At 69.4% G+C, this 24,030-nt stretch carries 22 protein-coding genes; 21 read left to right on the forward strand and 1 reads right to left on the reverse strand.

The features are described 5' to 3' along the window. Positions 1 to 29: 29 nt before the first annotated feature. The 18 genes from rsmH to AC3RXY_RS03765 all read left to right on the forward strand — a co-directional run bounded on the left by rsmH (position 30) and on the right by AC3RXY_RS03765 (position 18,160). Complete coding sequence (gene rsmH, locus AC3RXY_RS03680) at positions 30 to 992, forward strand: 16S rRNA (cytosine(1402)-N(4))-methyltransferase RsmH (protein ID WP_491509549.1); 963 nt, start codon at positions 30 to 32, stop codon at positions 990 to 992. Next, the gene (gene ftsL / locus AC3RXY_RS03685) at positions 989 to 1,579 is read left to right on the forward strand and encodes a cell division protein FtsL (RefSeq protein WP_491509550.1); all 591 of its coding nucleotides are present in this window, start codon (positions 989 to 991) and stop codon (positions 1,577 to 1,579) included. Before rsmH ends, ftsL begins: the two co-directional genes overlap by 4 nt. A gap of 64 nt (positions 1,580 to 1,643) precedes the next feature. After that, on the forward strand, positions 1,644 to 3,434 hold the full coding sequence (locus AC3RXY_RS03690) for a peptidoglycan D,D-transpeptidase FtsI family protein (protein WP_491509551.1): 1,791 nt from the start codon (positions 1,644 to 1,646) through the stop codon (positions 3,432 to 3,434). A 62-nt stretch (positions 3,435 to 3,496) separates the two neighbouring features. Then, complete coding sequence (locus AC3RXY_RS03695; RefSeq protein ID WP_491509552.1) at positions 3,497 to 4,912, forward strand: UDP-N-acetylmuramoyl-tripeptide--D-alanyl-D-alanine ligase; 1,416 nt, start codon at positions 3,497 to 3,499, stop codon at positions 4,910 to 4,912. Then, a complete protein-coding gene (gene mraY / locus AC3RXY_RS03700; RefSeq protein WP_491509553.1) occupies positions 4,909 to 6,018 on the forward strand; it encodes a phospho-N-acetylmuramoyl-pentapeptide-transferase in 1,110 nt (369 codons plus the stop codon). Before AC3RXY_RS03695 ends, mraY begins: the two co-directional genes overlap by 4 nt. After that, a complete protein-coding gene (murD, locus tag AC3RXY_RS03705; protein WP_491509554.1) occupies positions 6,015 to 7,550 on the forward strand; it encodes a UDP-N-acetylmuramoyl-L-alanine--D-glutamate ligase in 1,536 nt (511 codons plus the stop codon). The genes mraY and murD overlap by 4 nt, the downstream gene beginning before the upstream one ends. Further along, a complete protein-coding gene (locus AC3RXY_RS03710; protein WP_491509555.1) occupies positions 7,519 to 8,742 on the forward strand; it encodes a peptidoglycan glycosyltransferase FtsW in 1,224 nt (407 codons plus the stop codon). The genes murD and AC3RXY_RS03710 overlap by 32 nt, the downstream gene beginning before the upstream one ends. A gap of 38 nt (positions 8,743 to 8,780) precedes the next feature. After that, positions 8,781 to 9,863, forward strand: a complete 1,083-nt coding sequence (locus AC3RXY_RS03715; protein ID WP_491509556.1) for a UDP-N-acetylglucosamine--N-acetylmuramyl-(pentapeptide) pyrophosphoryl-undecaprenol N-acetylglucosamine transferase — start codon at positions 8,781 to 8,783, stop codon at positions 9,861 to 9,863. A gap of 68 nt (positions 9,864 to 9,931) precedes the next feature. Beyond that, the gene (gene murC / locus AC3RXY_RS03720) at positions 9,932 to 11,332 is read left to right on the forward strand and encodes a UDP-N-acetylmuramate--L-alanine ligase (RefSeq protein WP_491509557.1); all 1,401 of its coding nucleotides are present in this window, start codon (positions 9,932 to 9,934) and stop codon (positions 11,330 to 11,332) included. Between the two features lie 2 nt (positions 11,333 to 11,334). Further along, entirely contained in the window at positions 11,335 to 12,450 is a 1,116-nt protein-coding gene (locus AC3RXY_RS03725; protein WP_491509558.1) for a cell division protein FtsQ/DivIB, read from the forward strand. 205 nt (positions 12,451 to 12,655) lie between these two features. Next, positions 12,656 to 13,798 (forward strand): cell division protein FtsZ, encoded by a 1,143-nt coding sequence (ftsZ, locus tag AC3RXY_RS03730; RefSeq protein WP_491509559.1) that lies wholly within the window; start codon positions 12,656 to 12,658, stop codon positions 13,796 to 13,798. Between the two features lies 1 nt (position 13,799). Then, positions 13,800 to 14,486, forward strand: a complete 687-nt coding sequence (locus AC3RXY_RS03735) for a YggS family pyridoxal phosphate-dependent enzyme (RefSeq protein WP_491509560.1) — start codon at positions 13,800 to 13,802, stop codon at positions 14,484 to 14,486. 46 nt (positions 14,487 to 14,532) lie between these two features. After that, positions 14,533 to 15,015: a cell division protein SepF gene (locus AC3RXY_RS03740; RefSeq protein ID WP_491509561.1), complete on the forward strand. Its 483-nt coding sequence runs from the start codon at positions 14,533 to 14,535 to the stop codon at positions 15,013 to 15,015. 3 nt (positions 15,016 to 15,018) lie between these two features. Continuing rightward, a complete protein-coding gene (locus AC3RXY_RS03745) occupies positions 15,019 to 15,318 on the forward strand; it encodes a YggT family protein (RefSeq protein WP_491509562.1) in 300 nt (99 codons plus the stop codon). Positions 15,319 to 15,438: 120 nt separating this feature from the next. Continuing rightward, on the forward strand, positions 15,439 to 16,032 hold the full coding sequence (locus AC3RXY_RS03750) for a DivIVA domain-containing protein (protein ID WP_491509563.1): 594 nt from the start codon (positions 15,439 to 15,441) through the stop codon (positions 16,030 to 16,032). A 9-nt stretch (positions 16,033 to 16,041) separates the two neighbouring features. Beyond that, positions 16,042 to 16,623, forward strand: a complete 582-nt coding sequence (lspA, locus tag AC3RXY_RS03755) for a signal peptidase II (RefSeq protein WP_491509564.1) — start codon at positions 16,042 to 16,044, stop codon at positions 16,621 to 16,623. Positions 16,624 to 16,625: 2 nt separating this feature from the next. Further along, positions 16,626 to 17,546 (forward strand): RluA family pseudouridine synthase, encoded by a 921-nt coding sequence (locus AC3RXY_RS03760; RefSeq protein WP_491509565.1) that lies wholly within the window; start codon positions 16,626 to 16,628, stop codon positions 17,544 to 17,546. 41 nt (positions 17,547 to 17,587) lie between these two features. Next, a complete protein-coding gene (locus AC3RXY_RS03765) occupies positions 17,588 to 18,160 on the forward strand; it encodes a GNAT family N-acetyltransferase (protein WP_491509566.1) in 573 nt (190 codons plus the stop codon). 9 nt (positions 18,161 to 18,169) lie between these two features. Here the strand turns inward: AC3RXY_RS03765 and AC3RXY_RS03770 are convergent, their stop codons facing one another. After that, on the reverse strand, positions 18,170 to 18,655 hold the full coding sequence (locus AC3RXY_RS03770; RefSeq protein WP_491509567.1) for an NUDIX hydrolase: 486 nt from the start codon (positions 18,653 to 18,655) through the stop codon (positions 18,170 to 18,172). Positions 18,656 to 18,741: 86 nt separating this feature from the next. Here AC3RXY_RS03770 and AC3RXY_RS03775 point away from each other — a divergent pair, with 86 nt between their 5' ends. The 3 genes from AC3RXY_RS03775 (at position 18,742) to dnaE (ending at position 24,016) form a co-directional block, all read left to right on the forward strand. Then, positions 18,742 to 19,356 (forward strand): RNA polymerase sigma factor, encoded by a 615-nt coding sequence (locus AC3RXY_RS03775; RefSeq protein WP_491509568.1) that lies wholly within the window; start codon positions 18,742 to 18,744, stop codon positions 19,354 to 19,356. Then, positions 19,331 to 20,350: a hypothetical protein gene (locus AC3RXY_RS03780; RefSeq protein ID WP_491509569.1), complete on the forward strand. Its 1,020-nt coding sequence runs from the start codon at positions 19,331 to 19,333 to the stop codon at positions 20,348 to 20,350. The genes AC3RXY_RS03775 and AC3RXY_RS03780 overlap by 26 nt, the downstream gene beginning before the upstream one ends. Positions 20,351 to 20,497: 147 nt before the next feature. Beyond that, complete coding sequence (dnaE, locus tag AC3RXY_RS03785) at positions 20,498 to 24,016, forward strand: DNA polymerase III subunit alpha (protein WP_491509570.1); 3,519 nt, start codon at positions 20,498 to 20,500, stop codon at positions 24,014 to 24,016. The last annotated feature ends 14 nt before the right edge of the window (positions 24,017 to 24,030 follow it).

Below are 24,030 nucleotides of genomic sequence, written 5' to 3' on the forward strand. Positions count from 1 at the left end.
GATCGGAACCCGGATCGGGTCTGAACATCATGAACGACATCCGCCGCATTCACACTCCGGTGCTCCTCGACCGTGCCGTCGAGCTGCTCGCTCCCGCGCTCAGCGGACCCCGGCCTGTGCTCGTCGACGCGACCCTGGGCATGGGCGGTCACACCGAAGCGTTCCTGGAGCGTTTCGAATCGCTGCGGGTGATCGGCCTCGACAGGGACACCGACGCCCTGCGCATCGCCGGGGAACGCCTCGCGCCTTTCGGCGACCGCTTCGACGGTGTGCACACCGTCTATGACGCGATCGGAGAGCACGCGCAGGGGGCTGATGCCATCCTGTTCGACCTCGGCGTCTCCTCGCTGCAGCTCGACGAGGCAGACCGCGGCTTCGCCTACGCCAAAGACGCGCCGCTCGACATGCGGATGGACCAGAGCACGGGCATCACCGCCGCAGAGGTCCTCGCCACCTACAGCGAGGGCGAGCTGCGGCGCATCTTCGAACGTTATGGAGAAGAGAAGCTCGCCGCCCGCTACGCCCGCGCGATCATCCGAGAGCGCGAGACGGCGCCGCTCCGACGCTCCGGCGAGCTCGTCTCGCTCCTCGTCGACGCGACCCCGGCCGCCGTGCAGCGAGCGGGGCACCCTGCCAAGCGGGTGTTCCAGGCGCTGCGCATCGAGGTCAACGCCGAGCTGAGCGTGCTGCGAACGGCGATCGACGCCGCGCTCGACGCCCTCGCGGTCGGCGGACGCATCGTCGTGATGTCGTACCAGTCGCTCGAGGACCGCATCGTCAAGCAGGCCTTCGCCGCGGCATCGTCCTCCACCGCGCCTCCTGGACTGCCGGTCGAGCTCCCCGAGCACGCCCCGCGCTTCCGTCTGCTCACCCGTGGGGCCGAGCAGGCGGGCGACGAGGAGCGGGCGCGCAATCCGCGCGCCATTCCGGTGCGATTGCGCGCCGCCGAGAAGATCCGAACCACCGAACGTCACCAGGGGAGCCCCGCATGAGCCTGGCCACACCGCTGCCGCCGCAGCACGATGAGGCTCCGCAGCGCGCACCGCGCCCACGGATCCGTCCGCTGCCGCAGCCGGCGCCGCGTCGTCGTCCCCGCACCGCCTACGCGGTGACGGCGCTGCTGGGGGCGGTGCTGATCGGCGCCGCGCAGATGGCCCTGTCCGTCGCCACGACCCAGGACTCCTACGTGCTCGCCGACCTGACCCAGCAGCAGCGTGAGCTGAGCTGGCAGGCCCAGGCCGCCGCGGACGAGGTGGCTGGCCTGAGCTCGCCGCAGCAGCTGGCCTCGGAGGCAGCGGGTCTCGGCATGGTCCTGGCCGGCTCGCCGAGCTACCTGCGCCTGAGCGACGGCGGCGTCGTGGGAGCGACTCTCGCCGCCGGAGCCGTCTCGACGGTCAACCCCGACGGGCCGGGAGCCGTCCCCAACGCCGCCCTCCAGGAGGTTCCGGTCGCCGCCCCGGTCGCGACCGCTGCCGCTCCTGCAGCGGAGACGCAGGACCAGGCCCCGGCCGACACGGCACCGGTTGTCCCGGCCGGGCCGCCTCCCGCTGATACCCTTCCCACGCCGCAGACGCGGTGATCCTCGAGCGATGACCACCCCCACCCCACGATGAGCCCGCGCGGCCGATCGGAGCGATGACCCCATGAGCACCCGGACCACGCGCAGCCCCCGGCGGCGGACCGCGGTCGCACTCGGCGTCATCCTCATCGTGATCGCGGCGTTCCTCATCCGCTTGATCGATATCCAGGTGGTCAACGCCGACGCGCACGTCGAGGACTCCCTCACCACCGGCAACCTCGGCGAGACACGGAAGATCGCCGGTGCTCGCGGTCAGATCGTCGACCAGAACGGCACCGTGCTCGCGTCGACCGTGATGATCTACGACTTCGCTTTCGACCCGCTCACCCTGCGCACCGTGGAAGCGGACACCGAGAACCCGCCGAAGATCCGGTGGGCGGAAGCCTCTGAGCGCATCGCGGCTGTGGTCGGGATGAGCGGAGACGAGGTGCGGGCGATCGTGGCCGACGCCCTGGAAGCCGATCCGAACAGCCAGTACGCCGAGCTTGCCCAGGGGCTGTCGACGGCACAGTTCCTCGCGCTCAACGAGCTCGATCTGCCCTATCTGTGGCCCTTCCCGCGCAGCACCCGCGTGTATCCGAACGGCGCCGTCGCCGGCAACATCGTCGGATTCCTCGCCGGTGACGGCGCAGGCATCGAGAAGATGGAGCAGACGTGCCTCGCGGCCACCCCCGGGGAGGAGAGCTTCCTGCGCGGTGCAGACGGGGTCGTCATCCCCGGCAGCCAGCGGGTGCGGCCCGCGGTCGACGGCGGCACCGTCCAGCTCACGATCAACAGCGAGCTGCAGTGGTACATGCAGCAGATGATCGCCGACGAGACGATCTACCAGGGCGCGCAGAGCGGCAGCGTCCTGGTCGTCGAGGTGGGCACCGGCAAGATCCGTGCCGCGGCGGAGTACCCCAGCGTCGACCCCAACGATCTCGACGCGAGCGATCCGAGCAGCTGGTACGGGCAGATGTTCCGTTACACCTTCGAGCCCGGCTCCACCTTCAAGCCGATCACGATCGCCGCCGCACTCGAGAAGGGCGGGCTCACACCGTTGAGCCCGATCGTGGCTCCTGACCGCGAGGAGTTCCCCAACGGTGCGGTCGTGAACGATCCGTTCGGCCACGGGGTGTACGAGTACACCGTCGCCGGTGCCCTGATCGACTCCTCGAACGTCGCCCTCTCCAAGATCGGTGAGACCGTCTCCGCGCAGGTGCGCTATGACTATCTCGCCGCCTTCGGCGTGGGTTCACCGACCGAGGTCGGTTTCCCCGGCGAGGAGGCGGGCCTGCTGCACCCGGTCGCGGACTGGGACGCGCAGTCGCTCTACACCACGACGTTCGGGCAGTACTACACCGTGACGGCCCCGCAGGTCGCGAGCGCCTATCAGACCATCGCCAACGGCGGGCTTCGCATGCCCCTGTCGCTGGTGGAGTCGTGCACGGCGGCCGACGGCACCGTCAGCGACGTGCCGGAGAATGAGCCCACCCGCGTGATCAAGGCCACGACGGCGGCTCAGCTGTCGGAGATGATCGAGAACGTCGCGGTGCAGGGCGGTCTCTCCGAGGAGCTGGTGATCCCCGGCTACCGCGTGGCGGGCAAGACCGGCACCGCGGAGAAGCCGGACGGCCAGGGCGGCTACAAGGCGAACCGCTACTTCACGAGCCTCGTCGGCTATGCGCCGGCCGACGATCCGCAGTACGTCGTGCTCGTGACCCTCGACGAGCCCACTAGGGTAACGTCGTCTGCGGCCACGGCGTCGGCCTTCACCAAGGCCATGACGCAGGTGCTCAAGACCTACCGTGTGATGCCTTCGGACACGCCTCTGGGGACGCTCCTGCCGAAGTTCGCCAGCGAACCGGAGGAGTGACCTCCGCCCGGCCGCCCATCCCGACCACCCGTGAACCGCACAGCTGTGCCAGGAGGACCGACATGATCGCGCTTTCGCTCGCCGAGATCGCACAAATCATCGGAGGCGACCTGCGTCCGTCCGGGAACGATGCGCCGGACACCGTCGTCTCCGGCGCGGTCGAGACAGACTCGCGAGAGATCACCGACGGCGGAATCTTCGTCGCCAAGCCCGGGGAGGTCACCGACGGGCACCGCTTCGTCGGCGTCGCCGCCGAGCGCGGGGCGGCCCTGGCGATCGTGGAGCGACCCGTGGACGACGCGATCTCGCAGATCGTCGTCGCCGACGTCGTCCAGGCGCTGGCAGACCTCGCCCGCGCGGTGGTGGCGCGGGTCCGCGCCGGAGGTCGCCTGCAGATCGTGGGCATCACCGGGTCCAACGGCAAGACGACGACCAAGAACTTCATCGCGCGGATCCTCCAGGACGAAGGGGAGACGGTCGCGCCGATCGCCTCCTTCAACAACGAGGTCGGCGCTCCGCTGACCATGCTCCGCGTGACCGACGAGACGCGCTTCCTCGTGAGCGAGTTCGGCGCCGGCGCGCCGGGCGAGATCGCCTCGCTCGCCGGACTCGTCGAGCCCGATGTCGCGGTGGTGCTCATGGTCGGGCTCGCCCACGCGGGCGGTTTCGGCAGCATCGAGCAGACCGCCCGCACCAAGGCGGAGCTGGTGCGGGCGGCACGCGACGGCGGTGTGGCCGTTCTCAACACCGACGACCCGCGCGTCTGGGCGATGAAAGAGATCGCCGCAGAGCGTCACATGCGGGTGATCGGGTTCGGCCAGGGCGAGGCGGCGCAGGTCCGCGCGTCGGACATCGATGTGCGCGCCGACGGCACGACCAGCCGGATCGCCGACGGCGGGGCCGTCGGCATCCCGTTGCGCCTCCAGGTGCTCGGCGCTCACCACGTCTCCAACGCCCTCGCCGCCATCGCGGCGGTGGGGGCAGTGGGCGTCGCGCCGGAGACCGCGATCGAACGTCTGGAGACGGTCGAGATCGCGGAGCGGTGGCGCATGCAGCCCCTGGGGTCTGAGCGCGTGCGCATCATCAACGATGCCTACAACGCCAGCCCCGACTCGATGGCCGCCGCCCTGCGCACGCTCGCGCAGATCGCGACCCCTGACCAGCGCACGGTCGCTGTGCTCGGTGCGATGGGCGAGCTCGGTGAGAGCTCGGGGGAGGAGCACGACCGCATCGGGCTGCTCGCGGTCCGGTTGAACATCCAGCGCATCGTGATCATCGGCGCCGATGCGCGCCGGCTCTTCCTGTCCGCCGTCGGCGAGGGGTCCTGGGACGGCGAAGCGGTCTTCTGCGCCGACACGGATGCCGCCTACGACTATCTTCGGGACGAGCTGAGGGACGGCGATCTCGTGCTTGTGAAGTCGTCCAAGACGGCGGGTCTGCGGCATTTGGGCGATCGTCTGGGAGAATTGTTCGCGTGAGGTCTCTGCTGACGGCTGCGGCCATTTCCTTCGCCTTCACCCTCTTCCTGACCCCGGTGTTCCTCCGGTTGTTCCGGAAGTGGGGCTGGGGACAGGTCATCCGCACCCCGGACGCCATCGAGAACCCGAGCCACCAGGCCAAGCGGGGAACCCCGACGATGGGCGGGACGATCTTCATCGTCGGCACGCTCGTGGGGTACTTCACCGGGGCGGCGGCGGGCGGCGTCGAGCCGACGATCTCCGGCCTCCTGGTGATCTGGCTCATGGTCGGGTTCGGTGTCGTCGGCTTCATCGACGACTACATGAAGGTGCGCTACGACAACAGCCTCGGCCTGGACGGCTGGCGGAAGATCCTCGGCCAGGTGATCGTGATGATCCCCTTCGGCGTGGTCTCCCTCACCGTGGTCAACCAGTTCGGCCAGACACCGGCAAGTCCCTACGTCTCGCTGTTCCGCGACATCCCCGTGCTGGACTTCTTCATGCTCGGCGTCATCGGCGGCTGGATCGCCTATCTCATCTGGATCTCGCTGATCGGCGTCGCCGCCTCGAACAGTGTCAACCTCACCGACGGTCTCGACGGTCTCGCCGCGGGGGCGGCGATCTTCGTGATCGGCGGGTACAGCCTCATCTCCTTCTGGCAGTTCAAGCAGTCCTGCGTCGCCCCCGGGCTCGACACCGATGTGCGCGGCGCGTGCTACGACGTGGTGAACTCGTTCGATCTGGCCATGATCTCCGCGGCGTTCATCGCTTCGCTGGTCGGCTTCCTGTGGTGGAACGCTCCCAAGGCGAAGGTGTTCATGGGCGACGTCGGGTCGATGTCCATCGGCGGCGTGCTCGCGGCGATGGCGATCCTCACGCGCACCGAGCTGCTGATGGTCCTCCTCGCCGGTGTGTTCGTGATGGCGTCCGGATCGGTGATCCTGCAGCGGGCCTACTTCAAGCTCACCCGCGGTAAACGGCTGTTCCTGATGAGTCCGCTGCACCATCACCTCGAAATGCGCGGCTGGCCGGAGGTCACCATCGTGGTGCGGCTGTGGATCATCGCCGGCATCCTCTCCGTCAGTGCCATGGGGCTGTTCTACGTGGAGTGGCTGGTACGCCAGTGACCGCACGCGATCTCGATGCCCTGACGAGCTGGTACGCAGACTGGCGAGGTCTGCGGGTCGTCGTCCTCGGGCTGGCGGCGACCGGGTTCTCCGTGGCGGATACGCTCACCGAGCTCGGTGCCGAGGTGCTGGTGGTCTCCGAGACCGCGGCAGAAGAGTATGAGCGTCTGCTGCCGGTGATCGGTGCCGGTCTTCATCTGGGCCCCCTCGACGAGGTGCCGGAGGACGTGCGCAGGTTCGCCCCTGAGGTCGTCGTCGCGTCCCCGGGCTTCCCGCCGGGGCACCGGATGATCCGCTGGGCGAAGGACAGCGGCATCGCGCTGTGGGGAGACATCGAGCTGGCGTGGCGGGTGCGCGACAAGGTCGTGCGCGCGGACGGCCGGCCGGCGGACTGGATGCTCATCACCGGCACGAACGGCAAGACCACCACCACACAGCTCGCCGCGGCGATGTGCGTGGCCGGCGGGCTGCGCGCCGCGCCCTGCGGCAACATCGGCGTACCCGTGCTGGACGCCGTCAGAGACCCTGCGGGATTCGACGTGCTCGTCGTCGAACTGTCCAGTCACCAGCTCTGGTACATCGGGCAGAGCAGCGCCGCCGGAGCGATCGTGCCCTACGCCTCCGTGTGCCTGAACCTTGCAGACGACCACCTGGTCTGGCACGGCACGGCCGCGGCGTACCGCGACGCGAAGGCGGTGGTCTACCGCAACACGGTCGTGGCCTGCGTCTACAACCGGGCGGACGAGGCGACGCGGGTCATGGTCGAGCAGGCGGACGTGGTCGAGGGAGCGCGCGCGGTCGGCTTCGGCCTGGACGTGCCGGGGCCCAGTGACGTCGGGGTCGTGGAGGGCATCCTCGTGGACCGCGCGTTCCTCGACGACCGCGCCAACCGGGCCCTCGAGCTGACCACCATCGCCGAACTCGCCGCGCACGGGCTGGCAGCGCCGCACATCGTGCAGAACATCCTGGCCGCCGCGGCCCTGGCCCGGTCGCGGGGGGTTGCCCCGGAGGCCGTCTCCGGGGCGCTCGAGACGTTCCGGCTCGACCCGCACCGGATCGAGGTGGTCGCCCGCTCCGGAGGCATCACCTGGGTGGACGACTCCAAGGCGACGAACCCGCATGCCGCGGCGTCATCGCTGCGCGCCTACCCCGGGGCGGTGTGGATCCTCGGCGGCGACCTCAAGGGCGTCGACCTCGGCGACCTCGTGGCCGGTGCCGGAACGACCGCGCGCGCTGCCGTGGTGATCGGGACGGACCGGGAACCGGTCATCGCCGCATTCCGGCGACACGCGCCGGCGGTGCCGGTGATCGAGGTCGATGACTCGGAGACTGAAGATGTCATGGCCCGCGTGGTGGAGCTGGCCGCAGGGATCGCGCAGGACGGCGACACCGTCCTCCTCGCTCCGGCAGCGGCCTCCTTCGACCAGTTCCTCAGCTACGCGGACCGGGGCGACCGCTTCGCCGAGGCGGTTCGACGGCTGATCGACCGGGGGAGCACGGATGACGCAGGAAGCGGTGCGGCCGGTCTCTGACGGTCGCCCGGGCGACGACCGTCCCGGCCGGGGTCTGGCGGCGCGGGTCTCGCTGGGTCGCGTGTTCACTCCGGTGGCACCCGAGTTCCTGCTGATCGCCTCTGTCGCTCTGCTGCTGACCGGCTTCGGCCTGGTGATGATCCTGTCGGCCACGAGCGCGCAGGAGAATCCCTTCGGGGTCGCCCTGCGGCAGGGCGTCGTCGCGCTCGTCGGGCTGCCGCTGATGTTCATCGCGAGTCGCATGCCGGTGATGTTCTGGAAGCGCACCGCATGGATCGCGCTCGTCGGGGCCGTGATGTTCCAGCTGCTGGTCTTCGTGCCCGGCATCGGCATCGAAAACGACGGCAACCGGAACTGGGTGCACATCGGCGGCCAGAATCTGCAGCCATCGGAGTTCCTCAAGCTGGCTCTCGCGCTGTGGATCGCCGCGGTGCTGTACCGCAAACGGGCGGTGCTCGGGATGTGGAAGCACGTCTTCATCCCCCTCGTGCCGGTCTCTCTGCTGGTGATCGGCACCGTCATCGCCGGACACGATCTCGGGACGGCGATGATCCTGTTCCTGATCTTCCTGGGAGCGCTGTTCTTCTCGGGGGTCAAGCTCAGGATCTTCGCGATCCCCATCATCCTGGCCGTCGCCGCGGTCGGTGCACTCGTGCTGACCAGCAGCCGGCGCATGAGCGAGATCCAGAACGTGCTCGGCACGGACTCGATCGACTGCTACTACGACACGTGCTATCAGCCGCTCCACGGCATCTGGGCGATGGCCAGCGGCGGGCTCTTCGGCCTGGGGCTCGGCAACTCCCGCGCCAAGTACGTTCCGCTCCCTGCGGCGGACAACGACTACATCTTCGCGATCGTGGGCGAAGAGCTCGGACTCATCGGCTGCATCGTGATCCTCGCGCTGTTCGGCCTGTTCGCGGTCGGCGTGTTCCGGATGATCCGCAAGACCGACGACGCGTTCATCCGCATCGCCGCAGGCGGCATCGTCACCTGGATCATCGGACAGGCGCTCATCAACATCGGCGTCGTCCTGCGCATCTTCCCCGTTCTCGGCGTGCCGTTGCCCTTCATGTCCCAGGGCGGCACCTCGCTTCTCTCCGTCCTCGTGGCCACCGGTGTGCTCCTGTCGTTCGCGCGCACGCTCCCGGCGGCAGCGCCGACCACGCGCGCGCAGCGGCGCGCCGCGCGCTGACACCGGAAGCTCCCGGGACGACCGGGTAGGGTCGCCGAGTGACCACGTACCTCCTCGCCGGCGGCGGCACCGCCGGACACGTCAACCCGCTGCTGGCCGTCGCAGACACGCTCCGTGCGCGCGATGCGGACGCCGAGATCCTGGTGCTCGGCACGGCGGAGGGCCTGGAGTCCCGGCTCGTGCCCGCACGAGGATATGAGCTGCTCACGATCGCGCGGCTGCCCTTCCCCCGGCGGCCGAACCGGTACGCACTGACCTTCCCCGGCCGATACCGCCGCGCGATCCGCGACGTCCGCGCGATCATCCGCGACCGCGGCGTCGACGTCGTCGTCGGTTTCGGCGGTTACGCCTCCGCTCCGGCATACCAGGCAGCGCGTTCGGAGGGGGTGCCCTTCGTCGTGCACGAGGCCAATGCCCGCCCCGGTCTGGCCAATGTGCTCGGTGCCCGGCGTGCCGCGGCCGTGGGCGTCGCGTTCCCCGGCACCCCCTTGCGCGATGCCGAGGTGGTGGGCATGCCGCTGCGTCGGGAGATCGTCGATCTCGACCGCGCGGCGTCCCGCGCGGAAGCCGCGGCGTTCTTCGGCCTCGACCCTGAGCGTCCCGTCCTGCTGGTCTTCGGCGGTTCGCTCGGTGCCAGGCGCCTGAACCAGGCCGTTGCCGGGTCCTATGCCGATGTGCTCGCCGCCGGGTGGCAGGTGCTGCACGCGGCGGGGGAGCGCGATGAGATCATGGATCCCGGCGTCGACGGATACGTGGTCCGGCCGTACATCGACCGGATGGACCTCGCCTTCGCCCTCGCCGACCTGGTGGTCTCCCGATCCGGCGCCGCGACGGTGAGCGAACTGAGCGCGCTGGGCATTCCCGCCGTCTACGTGCCCTATGCGGTCGGCAACGGCGAGCAGCGGCTCAACGCCGCCGCAGCGATCGATGCGGGGGCGGCCCTGCTGATCGCGGACGCCGACTTCGACGCCGACAGGGTGCGGGCCGACATCATCCCGCTGCTGCGCGACCCGGAGCGGGTGGCGCGGATGGCCGAGGCCGCGGGGGCGGTGGGAGAGCGCCACGGCTCCGAACAGCTGATCGCCCTCGTCGACCGCTCCCGGGGTCGCGTCGGCCGGTAAGTCGTCGCCACGGGGCTCCGGCGTGGCCGGGAGCGCCCCGCCGGAGCGCGACTTAGGATGAACGGGACATGATCAAGCCCGACCTCTCCCTTCCGATTCCCGCCTCGATCTCCGCCGCCCATTTCATCGGGATCGGCGGCTCCGGCATGAGCGGGCTCGCCGGCATGTTCCTGGACGCGGGCATCCCGGTCTCAGGCTCTGACCGTGCGGACAGCGCCAGTCTGCAGGCCCTGGCGGCGCGGGGCGCCCTGGTGCACGTCGGTCACGACGCCGCGTACCTCGGCGGCGCAGACACCGTGATCCACACCGGCGCCATCTGGCCGGAGAACCCGGAGTTCGTCACAGCGAAGGACCGGGGTCTCCACGTCATCCACCGGTCCCAGGCGCTGCACTGGCTGATCGGCGGGCGGCCCCTCGTGGCCGTCGCCGGCGCTCACGGCAAGACCACCTCGACCGGGATGGTGGTCACCGGGCTGCGCGCCCTCGGCGTCGACCCGAGCTTCGTCAACGGCGGTGTGATCGGGTCCCTCGGCGTGTCGAGCGGTTCCGGGGCAGACGACCTCTTCGTGATCGAGGCGGACGAGTCGGACGGCACGTTCCTGCTGTACGACACGTCGGTGGCGCTCATCACCAACGTGGATCCGGACCACCTGGACCACTACGGGTCCGATGAGGCCTTCCACGACGCCTTCGTGCGATTCGCCGACGGCGCCCGCGACGCGGTGGTCATCTCCTCCGATGACCCCGGTGCGCTCCGGGTGCGCGAGCGGATGACCCATCGCACGGTGATCTCCTTCGGCCTCGCCGAGGACGCCGACGTGCGCGTGAGCGATGTGACCACGGCCGGTCCGGTCGCGGCGACCATCACCCATGCCGGGGAGAGCGCCCTTCTGCAACTGGCTGTTCCCGGTGCGCACAACGCGATCAACGCCGCGGGTGCTGTGGCGGTGCTGCTCGCGCTCGGGCATGGGCTCGCGGAGTCCGTCGAGGCCGTCTCCGGTTTCGCCGGCACGGTGCGCCGCTTCGAGCTGCACGGTGTCGAACGCGATGTGCATGTCTACGACGACTACGCCCATCATCCGACGGAGGTCCGCGCGGCGCTGGAGGGTGCTCGGACGGTCGTCGGGAGCGGGCGGATCATCGCGATCCAGCAGCCGCACACTTACTCGCGCACCCAGCACATGTACCGGGAGTTCGCGCAGGTGCTCGAGGAGTGCGCCGACCACACCGTGATGCTCGATGTCTACGGCGCCCGGGAGGACCCCGTTCCCGGGGTCACCGGCGAGCTGGTCAGCGGGGCATTCTCCGATCCGTCGGCGGTGCACTTCGTCGCCGACTGGCAGGAAGCCGCGGACTACACCGCGTCGATCGCCCGCCCCGGCGACTACGTCATCACCCTCGGCTGCGGCAACGTGTACCTGATCATTCCGCAGGTGCTCGACGCGCTCCGGCGCGCGCCAGGGGTGTAGCCGTGCGTCGGCCATCGCCGATCCCGCGTCCGGCCCTGCCGCCGGAGCCGCCCGCCAGCGATCGTCCGCTGCGGCGCCGGCCGGCGGAGGACTCGGAGGAGTCCGCCGCGGCGGAACGGATCACACCGGGGGAGACGACGGTCTCACCGGATGCCGCAACGATCGACCTCGCCTCGGAGCTCGGTCCGCTGCGCTTCCTGAGACGCGGCCGGTCCGTCGCCGACGAAGACATGCCAGCGGAAGCCGCGCCCGCCGTGAGCGACGCACCCGCCGACCGGCGCAGCGCCCCGCGCGGGCTGCGCCGTATCACCGGCGATCGCGGCCAGGCGGACGAGGTTCCCGCCACGGCGGACGAGGAGCGTCCCGTCCGGGCGATCGAGGTCTGGCGCGCCGCCCGGGCGCGCCGGCGCGCCCTCCGCGCCGAGGTGCGCCGCTTCACCGGGCGCTCACGGCGGCGGCGGGCCATCGGGATCTCTGCGATCGTCTCCCTCGCGCTACTGATCGCCGGGAGCGTCGCGGCGGCGTACAGCCCGCTGTTCGCCGTGGAGAAGATCACCGTGGTCGGCGCATCGGCGCTGGATCGGGCGGCGGTGGAGGACGCCCTCGCCGATCAGATGGGCCGCCCCCTGGCCCTGGTGGACTCGAGCGACGTGAAGGCCGCGCTCGTGGCCTTCCCGCTGATCGAGAGCTACGCCCTGGAGGCGAAGCCGCCGCACGACCTCGTGGTGCGGATCACGGAGCGGGTTGCGGTGGGCGTGGTCGAGGGGGAGTCGGGCTATGCGCTCGTCGACGCCGCCGGGGTCGTGCTGAGCGTCTCCCCGGAGCGCCCGGAGGGATTCGCGATCATCGATCTCGAGGGAGGGACGGGGTCGGACCGCTTCCGCGCCGTCGGTCACGTGCTGATCTCGCTGCCCGCAGACATCCGCTCCCAGGTCGACGCTGTCACGGCCAGCTCTCCGGACGATGTGGTGCTGCGTCTGACCTCCGGGGTCGAGGTGACCTGGGGCGGCGCAGCGCAGTCCGCGCGCAAGGCCGAGGTGCTGGTGAAGGCGATGGCGGCGTGGCCGGAGATGACGACCTTCGACGTCTCCTCTCCCGAGGTCGGCGTCGTCGGCTGACCGCCGATCGGCGGCTGCCGCGCTCCCGCACGAGCGTTCGGAGCGAAACCCCCGGCCCGGGCTGGAGCAACACGCGTGTCGCTGCGCGTGCCGGGGGAACAGCCCCGTAGCGTCAGAACGAGAGAAAGCATTGCCGGGAAATACTTTAACCTTCTCCTTGAGGTTTAGGGTTCCCGATTCGAGGCTCGAATAATCGGAGGCCGGGATGAGCCAGAACCAGAACTACCTCGCCGTGATCAAGGTCGTCGGTGTCGGCGGAGGCGGCGTGAACGCCGTGAACCGCATGATCGAGCTCGGCCTGCGCGGCGTCGAGTTCATCGCGGTCAACACCGACGCGCAAGCGTTGCTGATGAGCGACGCCGATGTGAAGCTCGACGTCGGCCGGGAGCTGACCCGCGGGCTCGGTGCCGGCGCTGACCCGGAGGTCGGCCGCCGCGCCGCCGAGGACCACGCCGAGGAGATCGAGCAGGCGCTCACCGGCGCCGACATGGTCTTCGTCACCGCCGGAGAGGGCGGTGGCACGGGAACCGGCGGTGCGCCCGTCGTCGCACGCATCGCGAAGTCGATCGGCGCGCTGACGATCGGTGTCGTGACCAAGCCGTTCTCCTTCGAGGGGCGTCGTCGGCAGCAGCAGGCCGAGCTCGGTGTCGCCAAGCTGAAGGAAGAGGTCGACACCCTCATCGTCGTCCCGAACGACCGTCTCCTCGAGATCAGCGACCGCGGCATCTCGATGATCGAGGCGTTCGCCACCGCAGACCAGGTGCTCCTGGCCGGTGTGCAGGGCATCACCGACCTCATCACCACGCCGGGGCTGATCAACCTGGACTTCGCCGACGTGAAGAGCGTGATGCAGGGTGCCGGCTCCGCGCTCATGGGCATCGGATCGGCCCGCGGCGCCGACCGCGCGATCAAGGCGGCTGAGCTGGCGGTGGAGTCGCCGCTGCTCGAGGCCTCGATCGAGGGGGCGCACGGTGTGCTGCTGTCGATCCAGGGCGGATCGAACCTCGGCATCTTCGAGATCCATGACGCTGCGGAGCTCGTCAAGGAGGCAGCGCACCCGGAGGCCAACATCATCTTCGGAACCGTCATCGACGACACCCTCGGCGACGAGGTGCGCGTCACGGTGATCGCGGCCGGATTCGACGGCGGCGAGCCGGCGCTCCGGCTCGACCCGATGATCGTGTCCCGGCCGGCGCGTGAGGACGAGCCCGTTGCGGCGCCTCCCGTGCCGGAGCGCACGCCGGAGCCCGCACCGGCGCAGCCGATCGCGCCGGTGGCGGCCCCGACGAGCATCGAGCCGCCGTTCACCGACGACGGCGACATCGACATCCCGGAGTTCCTGCGCTGAGATGAGCGACCTCGCTGCGCGGCTGTCCGCGATCGACGACCGTATCGCTGACGCCGCGCGGCAGGCCGGGCGCGACCCCGGCGAGATCACGCGGATCGTGGTGACCAAGTTCCACCCCGCCGCGCTCGTGCGCGACCTGCACGCTCTCGGCGTGCGCGACGTGGGGGAGAACCGGCAGCAGGAGCTCGCTGAGAAGGTGCCGCAGCTCGCCGAGCTCGACGACCTCCGCTGGCACTTCATCGGGCAGGCCCAGACCAACAAGGCCGCGGCGATCCGACGCGTCGCCCGAGCCGTGCACTCGGTCGACCGGGAGCGGCTGGTGGGCGCACTGGATCGCGCCGCGGTCTCGGACGCCGATCTGCTCGATGTGCTGATCCAGGTCAACCTCACAGACGATCCCGGACGCGGCGGCGTCGACCCCGCCGGTCTCGAGCGACTCGCGGAGGCGGTCGCCGCCGCGGGTACGCTCGTCCTGCGTGGCGTGATGGCCGTCGCCCCGCTCGACGAAGAACCGGCATCGGCCTTCTCCCGGCTACGCGGCTACGCGGACCGGGTGCGCACGGTCGTGCCCGGTGCCGACTGGATCTCCGCCGGCATGACCGGCGACTTCGCCGAGGCCATCGCACAGGGCGCGACACACCTGCGGATCGGCTCGGCAATCACCGGCCCGCGCCCCGCGCAGGGTTAGCCTCGAAAACAGACCACCCGCACCCCGCTACCCTCCGGAGGACACGATGGGGAACCCGCTGAAGAAGACCATGGTGTACCTGGGCCTTGCCGACGAGGAGGCCTACGAAGAGGAGGCTGCGGCCCCCACCCGCGCCGAGCAGCGTGAGGCACGAGAGGAGCGCGTCGTGCGCGATGAGCCCAAGGCCACGGCGCCGGTGACCCCGCTGCGCCGTCCCACGGCTGTGCACCAGCCGGCATCGGGTGCGGTCAACGAGATCCTCACGGTGCACCCCAAGCAGTACCGTGATGCGCAGCTCATCGCCGAGAGCTTCCGCGAGGGCGTGCCGGTGATCATCAACCTCACCCAGATGAGCGACTCCGAGGCGCGCCGCCTGATCGACTTCGCGAGCGGTCTCTCGCTGGGCCTGTACGGCCGCATCGAGCGCGTGACGAGCAAGGTCTTCCTGCTCTCGCCGGAGAACATCGCGGTGTCGGGGCACGGCGGCATCGCCGCCGAGGGCGACGCCGCCCCGCTCACCCAGAACTGACGGGTGTCGGTCGTCTCCGCCATCGCAGCAGTTCTCCATCTGCTGCTGATGCTCTACCTGATCGTGCTGCTCGTGCGCCTCGTGCTCGAGTGGATGCCGATCCTCAACCGCGAATGGCGGCCGCGGGGTGCGGTCCTGGTCGCGGCGGAGGCCGTCTACACGATCACCGATCCGCCGATCCGTTTTTTCCGACGCCTGCTGCCTCCGCTGCGCGTCGGGCCTGTCGCGCTCGATCTGGCCTTCATGTTCACCATGCTGTCGGTGTTCGTGCTGATGTCGATCGTGCGCATCTTCCTGCGCTGATCCCGCTTCGGCGGGAGTTTTCAGCATCCAGCGTTGACGCGAGATATGCTGGACCGGTGAAGTCCCCCCGTTCTTCCGGGAGGTCTTCTGTTCTCGAACGTACTGAAAGAGGAGCCACCCATGGCACTGACGCCGGATGACGTTGTCACCAAGCAGTTCCAGCACGTCCGGTTCAAGGACGGATTCGACCCGGATGAGGTGGACGACTTCCTTGACGAAATCGTCGTCGAGTGGCGCAAGACGATCGAGGAGAACGTCGAGCTGAAAGCCAAGCTCGCCGCCTACGAGTCTGGTGAGACCCCCGCGCCGGTCGCCGCCGTCGCTGAGCCGGTCATCGAGGCCGCCCCGGTCGCCGCAGCAGAAGCTCCCGCAGCGGGGGGCGCGAACGACGCCGGTGCCGCCGGCATCATCGGTCTCGCGCAGCGTCTGCACGACGAGTATGTCGCCGACGGCGTGGCCCAGCGCGACCAGCTCATCTCGGACGCCAAGGCGCAGGCCTCCAAGATCCTCTCGGACGCCGAGGTCAAGCAGCGCGAGGAGATCGCCCGCGGCCAGCGCGAGCGCGATGTTCTCGAGACCAAGATCGCCGAGCTGCGCAACTTCGAGCGCGACTACCGCGCTCAGCTCCGCGGGTACATCGAGGGTCAGCTGCGCGACCTCGACAGCCAGGAGTCCGGCACCAGCTCGACCCCGGTGTCCTCCATCGGGCAGTAAGGCGTCCCCTTGCCAGGACGTCGTCCCCTTTCTCGGTCGGCGGCCGGTACGATCATCGCGGCACTCGCGGTGATCGTGCTGGCCGCCGATCAGCTTGTCAAGCACCTCACCATCGAGCACCTGCCGCTGCACGAGTCCGTCCCCGTGCTGGGGGAGTTCTTCCAGCTCTACTACGTGCGCAACTCCGGCGCGGCCTTCTCGCTCGGCGCCGAGGTGACGTGGGTATTCACGATCGCGCTCACGATCGTCGCCGCCGTGATCGTCTGGAAGGCCGTGACTGTCCGCTCCCGGCTATGGGCCGTCGTCCTCGGCGCGCTCCTGGGCGGGGTGCTCGGGAACCTGACAGACCGGCTGCTGCGTGCGCCGGGCTTCGGCGTCGGCCACGTCGTGGACATGATCTCGATGCCGTGGATGATGCCGGCGGTGTTCAACGTCGCCGATGTCTTCATCGTGACCGGCATGATCTCGGTCGCGCTCCTGGTACTCGTGGGGGTCGGCCTCGACGGAACGCGGGAGGGCACGGAGCGCAAGGCCGCGCCGGAGAACCCCGGGACGCCGGGGGGCGCGCCGCTCGCCGAGAAGGACGCCTGAGCGTGGAGCACCGCAGCCTGCCCGTCCCGGACGGACTGGAGGGCGCGCGCGTCGATGCCGCGCTGGCGAAGATGCTCGGCTTCTCCCGCACGTTCGCCGCCGAGGTGGCCGAGGCCGGGGGAGTCGTTCTCGACGGCACCCCGCTGGGCAAATCCGATCGGCTGCGCGCCGGGGGCTGGCTCGAGGTCGAGTGGCGTCCGAAGGAGGAGCCGCGGGTCGTGCCGATCGCGGTCCCCGATCTCGGCATCGTCCACGACGACGCAGACATCGTCGTGGTCGACAAGCCGGCCGGAGTGGCCGCCCATCCTTCGCTGGGGTGGGAAGGGCCGACGGTGGCCGGCGCCCTGGCCGCCGCCGGGTTCCGCATCGCGACCTCCGGTGCACCCGAACGGCAGGGCATCGTCCACCGCCTCGACGTCGGCACGAGCGGGCTGATGGTGGTGGCGAAGACCGAGCACGCCTATTCCGCGCTCAAGCGTGCCTTCAAGGAGCGCGAGGTCGACAAGATCTATCACACCGTCGTGCAGGGTCACCCCGACCCGCTCGCGGGCACGATCGACGCGCCGATCGGCCGTCACCCGAGCCACTCGTGGAAGTTCGCCGTGACGCCGGAGGGCAAGGACTCTGTCACGCACTACGAGACGCTCGAGGCATTCCCGGGGGCGTCACTTCTCGAGGTCCATCTGGAGACCGGGCGGACGCACCAGATCCGGGTGCACATGGCAGCGCATCGGCATCCCTGCGCCGGAGATCCGCTCTACGGCGGAGATCCGACGCTCTCGGCCCGGCTCGGTCTCACCCGGCAGTGGCTGCACGCGCACCGGCTGGCATTCGCACATCCGGACGGCGGAGAGTGGGTGTCGTTCACCTCCGCGTATCCGGCGGAGCTGCAGAACGCGCTCGACGTGCTCCGCGGGGGGTGACGGCACCGGCCGATGTCGGTGGCCGGGTGCACGATGTGCGCATGAGCATCGAGGTGCGCCCCGCCACCGTCTTCGACGACGTCGCCACGCTCGTCGGCCCGAAGAAGCCGACGTCGAACGTCTGCTTCTGCCTGACCTACCGCGTCGGCAACGCGGAGAACAACGCGCTGCGGGGCGCGCAGCGCGCGGCGCGCGTCCGCGAGCTGTGCGCGCAGGATCCCCCTCCCGGCGTGATCGCGTATCTCGATGGCGATCCCGTCGGCTGGGCGGCCGTGCATCCGCGGCGGGAGACGAGCTTCGCCCGCAGCCGCCTGATCCCGCACGTCGACGACCAAGACGTGTGGTCGTTGTGGTGCCTGCGCGTGCGGCCGGGGTACCGCGGGCGCGGGCTCATGCATGCTCTCGTGGCGGGTGCCGTCCGCCACGCGCGGGAGAGCGGCGCGCCGGCGATCGAAGGATATCCCGTTGACAATCAGGGGCAGCCGGTCAATCAGACGATGATGTACGTCGGCACGCGAACGCTGTTCGAGAGGGCAGGATTCGAGAAGGCGGCGGACACCGGCTCGGTCATCTCGGGCTTTCCGCGTCTGCTGATGAGGCTCGACCTCGCGTGACCAGGCGCCTCAGCCGCGCGGCGGGCGTCCGCCGCGGAAGCTCGCCGGATCGTCTTCGGCGACGGCCAGCGCGATCTTGCGGACATGGGTCTGATCCACCTCGCCCATCGCGCCGAGATCGTAGAAGCCGACCTCGGTCAGCTCCCCGTCCGCGGGGTGCGGCTCGCCAGAGACCCACGAGCAGCGGAAGACCAGACCCAGGTAGTCCACCTGGTCCCCGTTGACGTGGGTCACGCGGGGAAGCTGCTGCACGAGAGCCAGACGTTCCACGCGTACGATCACGCCCGCCTCCTCGCGGCATTCGCGTGCTGCGGCGTCGGCGGGCTCCTCCCCGGGGTCCACGATGCCGGAGACGGGACACCAGGCGCCGTTGTCCGCGCGGCGGCCGAGCAGCACCTTCTCGTCGCGGAACACGATCGCGGTGACACCGACGAGGGGGAGCGGAGCATGCCCGATCCTCTCCCGCAGCGCGAGGACGAAGTCGGGAGTTGCCATGTCCCCAGGGTATCCGGCGGATCTCGGCGTGGTGTGTCGGCGAGGAACGGCGTGAACCGAACACGGACGAACGGGGAATACCGGATGTGAGCACAGACAGCGAGATCATCGCGCGATCCATCGGCGAGCCGGGGCTCTTCTCGGAGATCTTCGATCGGCATGCGCGGCCGGTGGGCGGGTATGTTCGTCGGCGTATCGGAACGGACGCCGTCGACGACGTTCTGAGTGAGACATTCCTCGTCGCCTTCCGGCGGCGCGGAGCGTTCGACACCGACGTGCGCTCCGCCCTGCCGTGGCTCCTCGGCATCGCGACACGACTGATCGCGAAGCATCGGGCGGACGAAGCGCGGCAGTGGCGCGCGTTCCAGGCGTCGAGCGGCACGGCGCCGGCGGAGGCGGACGGGCATGCTGCGGCAGAGGACCGGATGGACGCCGGAGCGGCGGTGCGCGAGCTTGCTCCGCGCATCGCGGCGCTGTCGGCGAAGGACCGCGACACCCTCTTGCTCTACGCCTGGGCGGAGCTCGGTTACGAGCAGATCGCGCAAGCGCTGGGCGTGCCGGTCGGGACCGTGCGGTCGCGGCTGAACCGGGTGCGCCGCAAGCTCGCACCGCCGGGATCGCACGGTGCGAGCCGGCTGACCTGGATGAGCCCGGAGTTGACGAAGGAGGAGAGCGATGCTGCTTGTGGAACAGGTGCGTGAGATCGGTGCGGATCAGGCGCTGATCGACGACGCGACGACGGACAGGGCCCGTGCGGTGCTGACGCGGGAGATGGCCGGGCAGACGCGCGACCGCGAGTCACGGTCGGCGCGGCGATGGTGGGGGATCGGCGGGTTGGCTGGAGCGACCGCCGCCGCGGCCATCGTCGTCTGCTCGGTGCTGGCCCCGACCGGAACACCGCCGGCGTCGGCGGCCGAGGTGCTGAACGAAGCGGCCGAGACGACGCTCACCACTCGTGCGCTCGACCCGGCAACCGGACAGTACATCAGAATCCAGGAGATCGCGACGCAGACGCTGGGCTGGACAGCCGCCGCCGATAGCCCGGACGGCGGCTGGTGGGACAGCCGCGGCTCGGCGACAGAGGCGACGGTGCGGCAGACGAGCTCGCTCTATGTGCCCGCAGACCGATCGCAGGACTGGATCGAGGTCTGGCGGGAGGACGTCGAGATCCTGTCCGTCTCCGGTCCGCACGCCGACGCCGCGCGCGCGGTGCTCGCAGCGGAGAGCACCCCGGCACGCGCTGTCTATCCCGCCGGCGTGGAGGAGGTCACCGGTGTGGGGGCGGAGGGGGTTGACCCCGCGGATGTCGTGCGTTTCCACCGCAACGCGCTGGACTGCTACTACGACGAGATGCCGCGTGATCCGGCAGAGCTGGTGCGCTGGCTCGACGCGTACGAGCACGAGTATCTCTCGGCGTGTGCGCCGCCGCGGCTGGGGGAGCCGATCGAGTTCAACCTGGCACCCGCCGATCTGCGCGCGGCGATGCTGCGGGCGCTCGCGCTGATCGACGGCGCTTCCGTGGTCGGCGTCGACGGTGACATCACGACGATCGCCTTCCCGGAGGGCGGGCAGAGCGACGGAATGCAGACGGTCGACGTCGACACCGCACAGGGACTGATCGTCGGGCGCGGCACGGTCGCCGACCCGGACTGGTCCTCCCGCGTCGTGGTCTCGATCGTCCAGGAGGTCCCGTAGCCCCCGGCGCCGCGTCCACCTTCCGCCCGCCGCGGCCATGCCGCTGGGATGCCCGCGACGGGCGGACGCAGCGGACGGGAGGTGCATGGGGCCATGAGGGATGGGCGGGCGGGAGGGGATGTCGGGGTCGAACGTAGACTCGGGGGCATGGCATCCGACTCCTTCGTCCACCTGCACGTGCACAGCGAATACTCGATGCTGGACGGCGCCGCGAAGATCAATGCGATGACCCAGGCCGCTGCCGAGTACGGGATGCCGGCGATCGCGGTCACCGACCACGGCAACACCTTTGCAGCATTCGAGTTCTACAACGCCGCCAACGCCGCCGGCGTCAAGCCCATCATCGGCCTCGAAGCGTATGTCACACCCGGCACCCATCGCAGCGACAAGTCGCGGGTGGCCTGGGGGTCGCCAGACCAGAAGAGCGACGACGTCTCCGGCGCCGGGGCATACACCCACATGACGATGTGGAGCCAGTCCACGGAGGGCATGCACAACCTCTTCCGCCTCAGCTCACTGTCGAGCATCGAGGGGTACTACTTCAAACCGCGCATGGACCGCGAGCTGCTGCAGACCTACGGAAAGGGCCTGATCGCGACGACCGGTTGCCCGTCGGGCGAGGTGCAGACACGCCTGCGGCTGGGACAGTACGACGAGGCGAAGAAGGCGGCAGCCGAGTTCCAGGACATCTTCGGCAAGGAGAACTACTTCGCCGAGATCATGGACCACGGCCTCAGCATCGAGCGCCGGATCATGAGCGATCTCCTCCGGCTCGCCAAAGAGCTCGCGATCCCGCTCGTGGCGACGAACGATTCCCACTACACCCACCAGCACGAGGCCGACGCCCACGCGGCCCTGCTGTGCGTGCAGTCCGGCTCGACGCTCGACGACCCGAACCGCTTCAAGTTCGACGGCGACGGCTACTACATCAAGACCGCCCAGGAGATGCGCCAGCTCTTCCGCGACCACCCGGAGGCCTGCGACAACACCCTGCTGATCGCGGAGCGGTGCGAGGTCGCGTTCGACACCTCGGCGAACTTCATGCCGCGCTTCCCTGTGCCGGAGGGCGAGACCGAGGACAGCTGGCTCATCAAGGAGGTTGAGAGCGGTCTCCACTACCGCTACCCGAACGGCATCCCCGACCGGGTGCGCAAGCAGGCAGAGTACGAGGTCGGCATCATCCTGCAGATGGGCTTCCCCGGCTACTTCCTCGTCGTCGCCGACTTCATCAACTGGGCCAAGGACAACGGCATCCGGGTGGGTCCGGGGCGTGGTTCCGGTGCGGGCTCCATGGTGGCCTATGCGATGAGGATCACCGACCTCGACCCGCTCGAGCACGGCCTCATCTTCGAGCGGTTCCTCAACCCCGACCGCGTCTCGATGCCCGACTTCGACGTCGACTTCGACGACCGTCGCCGCGGCGAGGTGATCGACTACGTCACCGAGAAGTACGGGGACGCGCGCGTCGCGCAGATCGTGACGTACGGCACGATCAAGTCGAAGCAGGCGCTCAAGGACGCCGGCCGGGTGCTCGGTTTCCCCTTCAGCATGGGGGAGCGGCTGACCAAGGCCATGCCGCCGCCCGTCATGGGGAAGGACATGCCGCTGGAAGGCATGTTCAATCCCGACCATCCGCGCTACAAGGAGGCGAGCGAGTTCCGTTCCCTCATCGAGACAGACCCTGAGGCGAAGACCGTCTTCGACCGCGCGATCGGGCTCGAAGGCCTCAAGCGCCAGTGGGGTGTGCACGCGGCGGGCGTCATCATGTCGTCCGAGCCGCTGCTCGACATCATTCCGATCATGAAGCGCGAGCAGGACGGCCAGATCGTCACGCAGTTCGACTACCCCTCGTGCGAGGCGCTCGGCCTCATCAAGATGGACTTCCTGGGGCTGCGCAACCTCACGATCATCTCCGACGCACTCGACAACATCCGCGCCAACCGCGACGAGGAGCTCGACCTCGAGCACCTGGAGCTCGACGATCGCCCTGCGTACGATCTGCTGTCCCGTGGCGACACGCTGGGGGTGTTCCAGCTCGACGGCGGGCCGATGCGCTCACTCCTTCGCCTGATGAAGCCCGACAACTTCGAGGACATCTCCGCCGTCATCGCGCTGTACCGGCCGGGTCCGATGGGGGCGAACTCGCACACGAACTATGCACTGCGCAAGAACGGCCAGCAGCCGATCACCCCGATCCACCCCGAACTGGAAGAGCCGCTGCGCGACATCCTCGATACGACCTACGGCCTGATCATCTATCAGGAGCAGGTCATGGCGATCGCGCAGAAGGTGGCCGGATTCAGCCTCGGACAGGCCGACATCCTCCGGCGCGCGATGGGCAAGAAGAAGAAGTCAGAGCTCGACAAGCAGTACGAGGGCTTCTCGGGCGGGATGAAGGAACGGGGGTTCGGCGAGGCCGCGATCCAGGCGCTGTGGGACATCCTGCTGCCCTTCTCCGACTACGCGTTCAACAAAGCGCACTCGGCGGCGTATGGTCTGGTCTCCTACTGGACGGCGTATCTCAAGGCCCACTATCCGGCCGAGTACATGGCCGCGCTGCTCACCAGCGTCGGCGACTCGAAGGACAAGATGGCGATCTACCTCAACGAGTGCCGTCGTATGGGCATCCGGGTGCTGCCGCCGGACGTCTCGGAGTCCGGCAATTTCTTCTCCGCCGTCGGCGAGGACATCCGCTTCGGTCTGGGGGCCGTGCGCAACGTCGGCAGCAACGTGGTCGACGGCATCGTGCAGGCCCGCACGGACGGAAAATACACCTCCTTCCACGACTTCCTCGACCGGGTGCCGCTGCACGTCGCGAACAAGCGCACCGTCGAGTCGCTCATCAAGGCGGGGGCGTTCGACTCGACCGGCGACACCCGTCGTGCGCTCGTGGAGATTCATGAGGACGCGGTCGAAGCAGCCGTCGACCGGAAGAGGAACGAGGCGCAGGGGGCGATCGGCTTCGACTTCGACAGCCTGTACGACGGTATGGAGGAAGCCCCGCCGACGAAGGTGCCAGAGCGACCGGAGTGGGTCAAGAAGGACAAGCTCGCCTTCGAGCGCGAGATGCTCGGCCTCTACGTGTCTGATCACCCGCTGGCCGGGCTCGAGGTGCCGCTGGCGAAGAATGCGTCCATCTCCATCCACAACCTGCTGCAGTCCGAGGACATCGCCGACGGGGAGCAGGTGACGATCGCCGGGCTCGTCACGAGCGTGCAGCATCGCGTCGCCAAGGCGAGCGGCAACCCCTACGGCATGATCACCGTGGAGGACTTCGACGGCGAGATCACCGTCATGTTCATGGGGAAGACGTATACCGAGTTCCAGCCGCTGCTGCTGGCGGATGCGATTCTCGTGGTGCGCGGGCGGGTGTCGCGCCGTGACGACGGCATGAACCTGCACGCGCAGTCGGCCTTCTCTCCGGATCTCGGCACGATCGATGAGTCCGGTCCGCTGACCCTGGTGGTGCCGGAGCAGCGGGCGACCGAGCAGGTGATCGGCGACCTCGCCGACGTGCTGCGCCGGCACCGGGGCGACACCGAGGTGACGCTGCGGATGCACCGGGGCGGCACGGCGAAGGTGTTCGAGGTGCCGATGCCGGTGGCGATCACCGGCGACCTCTTCGGCGAGCTGAAGTCGATCCTCGGTCCGCAGTGCCTGGGGTGATGACAGCGGGGGAG

The sequence above is a fragment of the Microbacterium longlingense genome (genome assembly GCF_058349825.2).

Coding starts and splice junctions, on each gene's coding strand:
- ftsL (WP_491509550.1), top strand. CDS start 989: ATGAGCCTGGCCACACCGCTGCCGCCGCAGCACGATGAGGCTCCGCAG.
- AC3RXY_RS03710 (WP_491509555.1), top strand. CDS start 7,519: ATGACGCAGGAAGCGGTGCGGCCGGTCTCTGACGGTCGCCCGGGCGAC.
- AC3RXY_RS03735 (WP_491509560.1), top strand. CDS start 13,800: ATGAGCGACCTCGCTGCGCGGCTGTCCGCGATCGACGACCGTATCGCT.
- dnaE (WP_491509570.1), top strand. CDS start 20,498: ATGGCATCCGACTCCTTCGTCCACCTGCACGTGCACAGCGAATACTCG.
- rsmH (WP_491509549.1), top strand. CDS start 30: ATGAACGACATCCGCCGCATTCACACTCCGGTGCTCCTCGACCGTGCC.
- AC3RXY_RS03695 (WP_491509552.1), top strand. CDS start 3,497: ATGATCGCGCTTTCGCTCGCCGAGATCGCACAAATCATCGGAGGCGAC.
- AC3RXY_RS03770 (WP_491509567.1), bottom strand. CDS start 18,655: ATGGCAACTCCCGACTTCGTCCTCGCGCTGCGGGAGAGGATCGGGCAT.
- AC3RXY_RS03750 (WP_491509563.1), top strand. CDS start 15,439: ATGGCACTGACGCCGGATGACGTTGTCACCAAGCAGTTCCAGCACGTC.
- murC (WP_491509557.1), top strand. CDS start 9,932: ATGATCAAGCCCGACCTCTCCCTTCCGATTCCCGCCTCGATCTCCGCC.
- AC3RXY_RS03740 (WP_491509561.1), top strand. CDS start 14,533: ATGGGGAACCCGCTGAAGAAGACCATGGTGTACCTGGGCCTTGCCGAC.
- AC3RXY_RS03780 (WP_491509569.1), top strand. CDS start 19,331: ATGCTGCTTGTGGAACAGGTGCGTGAGATCGGTGCGGATCAGGCGCTG.
- ftsZ (WP_491509559.1), top strand. CDS start 12,656: ATGAGCCAGAACCAGAACTACCTCGCCGTGATCAAGGTCGTCGGTGTC.
- AC3RXY_RS03690 (WP_491509551.1), top strand. CDS start 1,644: ATGAGCACCCGGACCACGCGCAGCCCCCGGCGGCGGACCGCGGTCGCA.
- AC3RXY_RS03765 (WP_491509566.1), top strand. CDS start 17,588: ATGAGCATCGAGGTGCGCCCCGCCACCGTCTTCGACGACGTCGCCACG.